Below are 10,789 nucleotides of genomic sequence, written 5' to 3' on the forward strand. Positions count from 1 at the left end.
ACAGCGCCATACCGCTGACTTTTGACCGTATTTGGACCATGTCTGCCTTCTGTATGAGTGTCCGCATTCTCCGCAAGTAAGGAGTTCAGTCAGAACATAATTTGAGCTGTATTTGCTCTTTTCTTTCTTGGCCTTATTTGCCTTTCTTGTTACTGCAGCTTTGTTGAGACTTGCTCTTCTGGCTTTTTCCACCTGCACTTGGTGAAACAGCTCTTTCGGGATAATCGCCTCATGGTTGTCTTCGATATAGTACTGTGGCGCATACCCTTGGTTCTTGACCTTCTTCTTCGTGAGGAAGTCGATGGTATAGGTTTTCTGCATGCAGGCATCTCCGCAGAACTTCTCGTTTGAAAGCATCTTATCGATGGTGCCAGGATGCCAGTTTTCAAGTCCTGTTACGGTCTTTATGCCGTCATCTTGTAGCCCTTTGGCAATCTGTATAATGCTTTTCCCTTCCAGATACTCTCTGAAAATCCGTTTAACAATCAACGCTTCATCCGGGACGATGATGAGGTTACCATTTTCATCTTTGGTGTAGCCGAGAAACTTCTTATGGTTTACCGATATGATGCCGTTTTCAAATCGTCTGGTTAATCCCCATCTTGTGTTTTCACTGATATTCCGGCTTTCCTCCTGAGCCTGACTGCTTAGGATAGTAATCAGGAGTTCGCCACCGATTTCTTTCCGCCAATCCAACTCATAAAACTATTAATACATCATCCCTCCTTCACGCACACAAACCAGATTTGAAGCTGCTTGTTACTGTTCGAATCTGGAAAGAGGGACAGTGACCTGACAAGTCCATCCTTGGCTTCAGCAATTTTTTCTGTGCGACTGTTTAGTTGCCTGATGCTTCCCAAAACTTCATTTCTATTCGCAGCATAATAATAGCCGCCGTCATCACTGCAGATCGGATGTCCTTCGCACCTGAGTGCGTTGACGATGTCTCTGATTTTCCGACCGCTCATTTGAAATTTCATTTCCAAGCACTTACTTTGTACGGCCTTTCCTTCTCCTGTGTGACTTCTTTTCAAATAACTTAAGAACTTTTCATTGATGTTTACATGATCCACCTCCTCGCCTCCTTTTTTGGTGGGATGAGCTTTTTTAAGCAATAAAAAAAGGCCGGAAGAGTCGCTGCGCTTAGCAGCAATTCAACCGGCCTTAATCGGATTCAAGACATAAAAAAATGTACGGATTGAATTCCGCACACCGATGTCCTTTACTATTCAGTTATCTACTCGTTTTTGTTCTATTTTTTTACATGCCCATCCCTCCCATAGTTTGCTTTTGATCATTCTCCATGACCTCTTCTTGAGACTTGGGAATCACTTTGAACTGATCCTCACCCGGAACAATGCCAAGCGTTCTTCCGTTGTCCCAGCGCATATGCAATGACCCAGCGTCATCCACGCCTTCAACTGTTCCCTGAGTCCCTGCTTCAATTGGACCATATGGATCATCCATATGGATTAGCTCGATCCGTGTTCCAACTGGATACTGCTCTTTGATTGTTTCAACTTGCTTTTGTGAAAGAAATCCTTTCATTTCAATACCTCCATTCTATTTTCATGGCATAAAAAAAGAGCTACTCATTCTACTTTTATAGAAAGGTAACTCTTGTCAGCAGTTTGCTTGAAGCATTGACGCTCCGTATTTTGCTATCAATATGGAATTGATAATCCCTTTGAAAGCTTGTTCCCCAATCAGATGCTTATCTGAAATCTCATTCAGCTTTATGTACTCCTTGGCAAGTTGAATCGTTTTTGACATTTGATAGATAGCATAGCCATCGGTGTTGATGCCGTGTAGATACATCTTCTTGAAATCAAAACGATCCAAGTAGATGTGATCCTTTGCAGCACACCACAAGTTATCATCTGCGGTCAGTAAAAATAATGTAGCCAGATAGGCTGAGCTTCGATTTTTGATTGCTTCATTTTGTATTCGGCAGACCGTTTGGAATCTGGAACGATGTTTAGGACTTAAGAAGAGTTCACCATCGTGGCTCCTGATCAAATCACCAAGCCGCACATTCAGATGATGAGATTCACATTTCTCGAAGCAACCGCAGACAAGCTCTTCATAATTAATGTAGCCTCTGGCAATTTTATTTGTAACTCCACTGGATGCATTTGAGCTACAATACGCTGTGATGCGTTCATAGTCTCTTTCAAATGCTGTTGACCCTTCTTCACTTCTAAATCTCTGCACAACAATCACCCCACTTCTTCTTGGTAAAAAATTCGGCACAAGCATCATTAGCTGTTCAAGTTCCTGAAGTTCTGAGCCATACATAAAAAATTTTGACATCCTCGTCTTCCTCTCTTTCTGATTTTTGGTATAAAAAAAGAGGCAGAGTCTATAGGTCATTTAAGTTGACCTAAAAACTCTGCCTCATAATTTTTCACTTATTCGATTTCCAACTATACCTTCTAAGCGGACCTGAAATCATCGATTTCTTCGATGCCGATATTTCTGATGCTCGCAAAACCAAAAGGTTACTTGGTGGAAGTTTTTTCTCGAAAACGGATTAATATGATCCGTATGAGTGCTTTTTTCTTTGAATCATTCATAAAAAGTGTCGTATTACTTCTCATCTTTCCTTTTGCCCGTCAAATGCTCAATTTCGATTTTCACTACTCTTGTAGCCTTAGAAGCTTGTTCGATATACTCTTTACCCTGTTCAATAAAGTCTGATGAGTACTTATTGATAAATTCAGATAAAGCCACCAATTTTTCTTCATCAAAAACTTCTACTGCTTTACCAAATGCAATAACACTTTCAAAATTTGTACTAAATTTATCTGGCAAAATTTTCGTATTTCCTACTACTGCAAAAGAGACTTTATCAGAAAACGCTATATTATCAAACTTATGACCTTTTCTCGCTCCATGAACATATAGTACACCATTCATGTAAATATAGCTGATTGGGACACCATAAGGGTATCCGTCTTCACCAATTGTTGATAAAATTCCATAGGCATTATCAATCAGAATCTGAACTATTTCGTTCTGAGCTAGTGCTCGATCTTTTCTTCTCATTTCACGAAACATAGAGAACCTCCTTGAATCAACTTGACCCCACTGATGTTTGATATTTAGGACAATAGTATCTTTGATATCTCTTCCAAACGCTCATCTGAAATTCCTAACTTCGCTTTAAATGGATCATAATCAATTGTGACGACTTGAACTTCACTTGGCGATAATAAATCAACCATTCTTTTTAGTTGCTGGACAGATTTTTGATCATCGTTGTATCCTTTTACAATTGTAATTTCGAAAATAAACTTACCACTGTACTGCTTTCTGAAGTTCACCATATGATGAACATGTTCTTCAAGGGTGTAACCATCAATAGGTCGCTGAATCTTTTGAAAATCTTCGTCCTTCGTAACTTTAATCTCGCCTATGATTTCATCGCATAGATTGGCAATTCCCTTGTATTTATCTTGACCAAGCAAATAACCATTCGTCAGAAGTCTTACTTCAATGTCTTTTGATTTAATGAACTTAATGATATCTTCTAATTTGTCGTTGACGAAGGCTTCTCCTTTAGAGTTAATAAATATCAAGTCTGGTTTTTTATCTCTAATCAAAACAGACAACTCTGCTATTACTGTTTCAAAATCATTGAACTCCTTTTGTTCATCCGTTTTGTTTTTTGATCGCCCTATTGGACAAAAGATACAGTCAAAATTGCAATATTTTTCTGGTAGCACATTGATTTCTAGAACTCTCTTTTCATTTTCTGTGTAAAGCTCTTTATATGAGAAACTCCCCATTTTATATCCTCCGTAAATAATTGAATTTAAGCTATTGTGTACAATCATATCTCTATCTTAATTTATTGTACGCTAATAGTTTATTAGAACATAACGCAAATAACTCATGTCTAAATTGATTAAATCTCACTAATCTACTCTTGAATTTCAATCTCAAAATGATCTTTATCCATTACAAAAACCTTATATGAGCCACCTAAGTTTTGTTGTGTTATTTCTGCTAATTCTTTTAAAGCATTTTGAAACTCAGATTCCCTCTTCTCATCTACAAGTTCGATGCACAGAAATGCATTTTCTGTTTTCTCTGTCAACATTGTTCTTACCGATACCCGCCAATTCCAACATCTACAAATTGCTCCTGCATCGTCCTTATATACAATCTCGCCTTCGTATGGGGGTGCATCATCATCGCTCCCGAGTGTAATAAAATGCTCACCGCCAACCGCTTTTGTGAGTTTCACATCTCCAACAAAAGAGTCAATATCTTCTCCGCCACATGGCATTGCATATTTCATTGAAATTGAATTGTACATATCCACCAAAGGATTAATCGTTCCAATATGATTGCCATTGTTCACTCGTTTTAGCAGAGCTTCGATAGAAGACCTTGCGCCTTTCTTAGTTTTGAACTGTTGAAAAGCATCTCTCCACACTTTAATAACAGCATTGTTACTAAATTCAGGCTCTACAAAGAACTTGCTTGCTTCTTTTTCTGATGCTAATAGCATTTGTTCATAGTTCTCGGAATTATCAATTCTATTGTTTATGCCTTTAACCAAAATGATGCCTATTTTTGCACTCGGAAAAACATCCCAAAACGCTTCTTCAATGATAAATTTTTTCATGAGTCTTCCTCCTTAGATTTTTTATTTACTTGGAAACTAGAACTAATCCAAAAATACATACTACAACACCAACGATTGAATTTATTGAAATAGTTTCTTTAAAAAACAATAACCCTACTGGTATAAGCATTAATGCAACCAGTGTATTTGAAAGTAAGCCCGCTGAACTAATATTCCATCCTGCTCGATAAGCTAATAAAAATCCTAATTCTAACCCTACAACTGCGAAACCCAAAAGAATGCTTGCCCAGTTTGTTGTTCCGATTGCTTCAGCCAGACTCCCTAAATTCGACTTTGGAACAAATACAAAGTACGAAACGATGGATACTACAGATGCCATCACATAGGTAACAATCAATGCAACAATTGGATTAAGTCCTGACGGCGTTGACTTCTGGCTAATGTGATAGCACAAACTCGATAATACAACCATGATTATGGGAACAAATTTTACATACATAATAATCTTCTCCTTTTTAGATACCCAAGTTCAATTTTTTATAATAAAAAAAAGCCTTAGGAAATATTTTTTAAAATATCTCCCAGGCTTTTATCCTTCCGTGTACACAATTACTTGTGCGTTTCCTCTCGGACCTGTCCAGCTTACACTGCGGAACCCTAGAAAACTTTATTATAAAATTTTGAAAATCAAAAGTTGCAACTTTCATTGAATCATAGCACACGATTTTTGAAATGTCAAATTGATTTTTACACTAAACTGATATTTATCAGTTTCAAATCTTCTGTAAATCCACCCTGAGTTAATCACCTGTACTGCGATCTATTTTCTTACTTAATCTTTAATTAGGCTATATTCACCCTATGTCATCTATATTTTAGCCCATTTTTAGGGGTCAAAAAACGTCATTTTTTTGCTGTTTTTTAGCCCCAAAATCGACTCCAAACCACTATATGTTGTGGTCAAACTCTACTTTTTCGTGTCAGAACCACATTTCGTCATCAGAATTATCGCTTCCACATGCCACGTCCCCGGGAACATGTCCACAGGCTGAATCTCCTCAACCTTATAGCCACCTGCCACAAGTACCTTTAAGTCTCTAGCAAGTGTGAGTGGATTACATGAGATGTAGACAATTTTTTTAGGTGCGATTGTAAGCACTGCATTTAAAAAGGCTTCGTCACTACCACTTCTTGGTGGGTCCATAAAGACCACATCAAGGTGTTCGCCCTCTTTTGCGATATCCTTAAGGAAATCACCTGCATCGCCATTATAGAATCTGGCATTGGTAATACCATTGCGCTTCGCGTTAGAAATGGCATCCTTCACAGCGTCGTTATTGAGCTCAATCCCAACGATATGATCCACTGAATGGCTTGCTATCAGTGAAATCGTACCGATACCGCTGTAGGCATCTAGTGCAACCTCGGTTCCTTTTAAGTCCGCCATTTCGATGGCTTTATTGTAAAGGATTTCGGTTTGTACAGGGTTTACCTGATAAAAGGATTTAGATGAAATTCTAAAGACTGTATCACACAAGGTATCTTCTATATAGCCCTTGCCATAAAGTACAACCTCTTTATCCCCTAATACCATGCTCGTCTTCTTCTTATTAAGATTTTGCACGATGGTTTTAATAGATGGATGTGCCTCTGTCAAGGCTTTGACAAAATGATTTTTCGCAGGGAAAATTGGGTTTGTCACCACGAGCACCACCATGATTTCACCACTCACATGACCCGTTCTGATGAGGACATGACGTAGAAATCCTTTTTCTGAGTCCTCATCATAAGGCATCATCTTAAAGGATGGCATAAGGTTTTTAATGGTTTCTATTATGGCATTGGCACGCTCATCTTGAATTAAGCAATTTTCAACGGAAATCACATTATGGGATTCCTCTTCAAATATACCTGAGATGATTTTACCCTTTTCACCCACAGAAAATGTTGAGTGAATTTTATTTCGATAATGCACAGGATGCTTCATCCCAATAATAGGTGAAACCCTTCCGTACTCAGATAAGAGTGCATTTACCTTTGATTGTTTAAAGTGGAGCTGGCCTTCATATGAGATATGTTGGAGCTGACACCCGCCACAGTTAGATGATATTTCACATGGTGAAGTGACTCTAAAAGCGTTTGCTTCTTTAACCTCTAAAAGATTGACGTATTTACGTCTGCCTCTCGTGACCATTTCAACTAAGACTTCTTCGCCTTCTATGACGTTTCCAAGATGATATTTTTCACCTTCAATGGTGACGATGCCCTTGCCATCTTGAGTCATATCAGAGCATCTTACGATAAATCGTCTGCTTTCGCCATCTTGAAAGGATGCGTCAGAGACTTGTGTTGCACCGTAACCCTTAGATTTCCTTGGCCCTTTCTTTGACTTATTCTTATCCCATTTCTCATTTGAATCTGATTTTACTTCTTTGGCCTTGTATGGGTTAACCTTCTTAGCATAATCTGGTTTCTTACCAGACTCAGATTTCTTACCATACTCTGTCTTTTTCCCGTATTCAGACTTCTTGCCATACTCTGGTTTCTTAAAATCTTTCTTATATTTAGACTTGAACTCTGATGATTTAGTGCCTTCTCCATCAGAACCCTCTTTTTTATCGAATTTACCTCTTTTAAAATCAGATTTACTAGCATCTGATCGTTTAAAATCTGATCGCTTTGAATCGGATCTCTTAAAATCTGATTTCTTAGAATCAAATTTATCGCCTTTGAATGACTTGTTTTCTCCAGAATCATCCCCTACAGGCTTACCTTTATTTTTGCCTTCAAAAGGCTTATGACCACGTGCTTTATAGACCGATCCCGCCTTTCCACCGCCTTTAGACGTTGAACTTGACTCTGGTCTTTCAGATGATTTTCTTTTTGGACCATATGATTTTTCAGTGCTTACGCGCTCAGATTGATCATTTGACTTTTTCTCACCTTCAGTCTTGCTCCAAGATGGTTTTCCTTTAGATGGATTTCCCTTTGAAGCACCTTCTTTTGAGAATTTTCCCTTTGCAGGTTTACCATTTGTTGCTTTGCCTGCACTTTTTGAGGCACCTTTGCCTTGACTTGAAGGCTTTCCATTGCTTTTATAAGTTGCTTTACTCATACACTTCACCACGATTTTCTCTAGAGAGTTATTTAACGATACCCTTTAGTATACGCTATTCCTTGTGATATTACTACCATAATTTTAAAGGACAAAACACACCAACAATACCATTTCGTATAAAACATGATTTAAACCGTTTCTGGGGTTTAAATCTGCCTATAAAGAAATGCTTCTGTGGTGTGTTTTGCCTTGAATGGAAGTTTAAAATTTCAGTAAAAGGTCTATGCGAGTACATGCATTTTCCACGAAGGGTACCTTCAGTAATTCCACATACCTGAGTTCTTAATTTAAAGCACCTAAGCTTGTGCTTTCTTCTTACCCAAATATGCCTCTTGAATCACTGGATCTTTTATCAGTTCAGATGCTGGTCCTTTTTTAACGATGGTGCCTTGTTCAAGGACATAACCCACGTCTGCTATGGATAAGGCCTTGTAGGCATTTTGTTCAACCAATAAGATGGTCTTATTCATCTTTTTTATATTCAAAATGATTTCAAAAATCGTATTTACAAGGAGGGGTGCAAGCCCAAGTGACGGTTCATCCAGTAGGATGATGTCTGGGTCTGACATGAGGCCACGCCCCATGGCAAGCATCTGCTGCTCACCACCGCTAAGGGTTCCTGCCATTTGCTCTTTTCTTTCCAAGAGTCTTGGAAAGAGGTCATAGACATTTTGGAGGTCTTTCTGAATTTGTTCCTTATCTGATCTCAAATAAGCACCCATCATCAAATTGTCTCTAACAGTGAGATTGGCGAAGATTAAACGGCCTTCAGGTACCTGCGATATGCCCAGTTCAACAATTTTGTTGATCTGCTTTGGCAGAGCTTGATTCTTGAATTCCACTGTCCCCTTGCTGGTTTTGACCACTGAACAAATGGCATTTAAGAGGGTCGACTTTCCTGCCCCATTTGAACCAATAATAGACACAATTTGTCCTTCTTCAACATCTATATCCACGCCTCTTAGGGCATGAATGCCTCCGTAATGTACATTTAAATCTCTGATTTTTAACATGCCTCTTCCCCCTCTCCCAGATAAGCTTCAATTACCTTTGGATTGGATTGAATCATCTCTGGTGTGCCAGCTGCCAACTCACGTCCAAAATTTAAAACTGTGATTTCATGACAAAGATTCATGATGAGATCCATATGATGCTCAATGATTAAAATCGTGAGGTCAAATTGATCTCTTACCTGCTTTATGAGGTCAAGTAGCTGGAAGGTCTCTTCCTCATTCATCCCTGCTGCTGGCTCATCAAGCAATAAGAGCTTAGGTCTAAGCGCAAGTGCTCTGGCAATTTCCAGTCTCCTCTGAAGACCATAAGGTAGGTTTGACGCTATGGTATCACGTCTTTCCTCAAGCCCCATTATCTTTAATAGCTCTTCAGCATGTTGGTGTAAAAGCTGCTCGCCTTCCTTGTACTTTTTAGTCCTAAAAACACTGTCAAGCAAGGAATAATGCGTATTAAAATGACACGCCGTCAAGATATTCTCATATGTCGTCAGGTTTTTAAAGAGTCTGATGTTCTGAAAGGTTCTGGTAATCCCCACATCTGCAATTTTAAAGGTTGCTGTCTCATCTATCCGCTTGCCTTCGAAAAGTATCTCACCCTCAGTGATATTGTAGATCCCAGTTATGAGGTTAAAAATCGTCGTTTTTCCTGCCCCGTTTGGACCGATTAAACCATAGATTTGCTTGGGTTCAATCTTTAGGTTAAAGTTACCAACAGCCGTTAAACCTCCAAACTGCTTGGTGACATTTTTAAGTTCTAGCATACTCATTTAGGCCTCCTGTTCCACAGTGGGTTTATTCTTTTTCCCAAACCACTTTTTAAGATACTTGATGGGTCTGAACTCCTTACCACCCATTAAGCCTTGAGGTCTCGTAATCATGATTAAAACAACTGTCGCCCCATAGATTACCAAGCGCCATTCCTTTACATTTCTCAAAATTTCAGGTAAAGCTGTAAGGGCAATTGCACCGATGACTGATCCTGTTACACTGCCAAGACCGCCGAAAATAACGATGATGGTCAGCTCAGTGGACTTGATCATTTGGAACATCTTTGGCTGTAGGAAACCGATGTAGTGTGCTAGCAGTCCACCTGATACCCCTGCGTACATGGCACTGATCAAGAGGGATTGTAGCTTGTACTTAAAGACGTCAATACCGATGATATTGGATGCCATTTCCTCTTCTCTGATGGCCTTCATGTTTCGACCATGCTTTGAGTTGATGATGTTGACTAAAATAACAATCCCGATGATGTTGATGACGATCACATTCATGAGAGATGTATGGTTGGTGATGCCCGGCCAACCTCTTGCACCGCCAAAGTATTGGACGTTATCGAGAATTAATCTTATGGCTTCACCAAAGCCAAGTGTGGCTATGATGAAGTAGTCGCCCTTGAGGTTAAGGGTCAACTTGCCGATGATCAAGCTCATGACACCTGCCATTAAGCCTCCGATGATAAGCGCCAGATAAAAGTTCATACCTAGTGTCATGGTGCAAAAGGCCGTGGTGTAAGCCCCAATCGCCATAAAACCAGCATGTCCGAACGAAAACAATCCCGTAAAGCCCGTCAATAGTGAAAGGCCAAGTACCGCCAATAAGTTTATCCCAGATAGTATGAGAATACCTTCAATATAATACCAATCCATATTCCCCTCCTATGCTTTGTCTTCATTTTGCTTGCCCATAATCCCCATTGGCCTAACCACCAATATGAAAATTAAGAGTGCAAACGCAATAAGGTCTCTAAGTTGTGATGACAGATAACCAGCTGTGATGGTTTCAATAACGCCCAGTAAAATCGCACCAATGACTGCGCCAGACAAGCTGCCAAGGCCACCAAATACTGCTGCAATAAAGGCTTTGGTTGTGATAAAGCCAATTTGAGGGTAAACGGTATACTTCATGCCGAATAGAACACCGGCAATCCCTGCAAGTCCCCCACCAAGTCCGAATACGATAAAGATAATGTGGTCAGTGTTGACCCCCATAAGGGCACTGGCTCTCAGGTTATAAGCAGTCGCCTTGATTGCCATGCCTGTCTTGGTTTTCTCGATGATG

The 10,789-nt window shown here is 39.5% G+C and carries 13 protein-coding genes and 1 riboswitch; all 13 genes read right to left on the reverse strand.

The window, feature by feature from the left end; translation table 11 throughout:
- Window positions 1–696, reverse strand: a 696-nt coding sequence (locus tag AC220I_RS12745; RefSeq protein WP_486724223.1) for a recombinase family protein, incomplete at its 3' end; no start/stop codon positions are given.
- Window positions 697–716: 20 nt separating this feature from the next.
- Window positions 717–1,073: a hypothetical protein gene (locus AC220I_RS12750; RefSeq protein ID WP_486724224.1), complete on the reverse strand. Its 357-nt coding sequence runs from the start codon at window positions 1,071–1,073 to the stop codon at window positions 717–719.
- Window positions 1,074–1,260: 187 nt separating this feature from the next.
- Entirely contained in the window at window positions 1,261–1,548 is a 288-nt protein-coding gene (locus AC220I_RS12755) for a DUF4314 domain-containing protein (RefSeq protein WP_486724225.1), read from the reverse strand.
- A gap of 75 nt (window positions 1,549–1,623) precedes the next feature.
- On the reverse strand, window positions 1,624–2,313 hold the full coding sequence (locus AC220I_RS12760; protein WP_486724226.1) for a hypothetical protein: 690 nt from the start codon (window positions 2,311–2,313) through the stop codon (window positions 1,624–1,626).
- A gap of 276 nt (window positions 2,314–2,589) precedes the next feature.
- The gene (locus tag AC220I_RS12765) at window positions 2,590–3,060 is read right to left on the reverse strand and encodes a pyridoxamine 5'-phosphate oxidase family protein (RefSeq protein WP_486724227.1); all 471 of its coding nucleotides are present in this window, start codon (window positions 3,058–3,060) and stop codon (window positions 2,590–2,592) included.
- Window positions 3,061–3,104: 44 nt separating this feature from the next.
- Complete coding sequence (locus AC220I_RS12770) at window positions 3,105–3,791, reverse strand: radical SAM protein (protein ID WP_486724228.1); 687 nt, start codon at window positions 3,789–3,791, stop codon at window positions 3,105–3,107.
- A 134-nt stretch (window positions 3,792–3,925) separates the two neighbouring features.
- Window positions 3,926–4,636, reverse strand: coding sequence for a B3/B4 domain-containing protein (locus tag AC220I_RS12775; protein WP_486724229.1), 711 nt, complete (start codon window positions 4,634–4,636; stop codon window positions 3,926–3,928).
- A 25-nt stretch (window positions 4,637–4,661) separates the two neighbouring features.
- The gene (locus AC220I_RS12780; RefSeq protein ID WP_486724230.1) at window positions 4,662–5,051 is read right to left on the reverse strand and encodes an EamA family transporter; all 390 of its coding nucleotides are present in this window, start codon (window positions 5,049–5,051) and stop codon (window positions 4,662–4,664) included.
- 122 nt (window positions 5,052–5,173) lie between these two features.
- Window positions 5,174–5,269: riboswitch (guanidine-I (ykkC/yxkD leader) on the reverse strand.
- A 295-nt stretch (window positions 5,270–5,564) separates the two neighbouring features.
- Window positions 5,565–7,712 carry a 23S rRNA (uracil(1939)-C(5))-methyltransferase RlmD gene (rlmD, locus tag AC220I_RS12785; protein ID WP_486724231.1) on the reverse strand — a complete coding sequence of 716 codons (2,148 nt, stop codon included), beginning with the start codon at window positions 7,710–7,712 and terminating at the stop codon, window positions 5,565–5,567.
- Window positions 7,713–8,011: 299 nt separating this feature from the next.
- Complete coding sequence (locus tag AC220I_RS12790) at window positions 8,012–8,728, reverse strand: ABC transporter ATP-binding protein (protein ID WP_486724232.1); 717 nt, start codon at window positions 8,726–8,728, stop codon at window positions 8,012–8,014.
- Window positions 8,722–9,495, reverse strand: a complete 774-nt coding sequence (locus AC220I_RS12795; RefSeq protein WP_486724233.1) for an ABC transporter ATP-binding protein — start codon at window positions 9,493–9,495, stop codon at window positions 8,722–8,724. The genes AC220I_RS12790 and AC220I_RS12795 overlap by 7 nt, the downstream gene beginning before the upstream one ends.
- The gene (locus AC220I_RS12800; RefSeq protein WP_486724234.1) at window positions 9,496–10,377 is read right to left on the reverse strand and encodes a branched-chain amino acid ABC transporter permease; all 882 of its coding nucleotides are present in this window, start codon (window positions 10,375–10,377) and stop codon (window positions 9,496–9,498) included. It abuts the gene before it with no gap.
- A 9-nt stretch (window positions 10,378–10,386) separates the two neighbouring features.
- Window positions 10,387–10,789, reverse strand: a 403-nt coding sequence (locus tag AC220I_RS12805) for a branched-chain amino acid ABC transporter permease (RefSeq protein ID WP_486724235.1), incomplete at its 5' end; no start/stop codon positions are given.

It is taken from the genome of Fusibacter sp. (assembly GCF_057447755.1).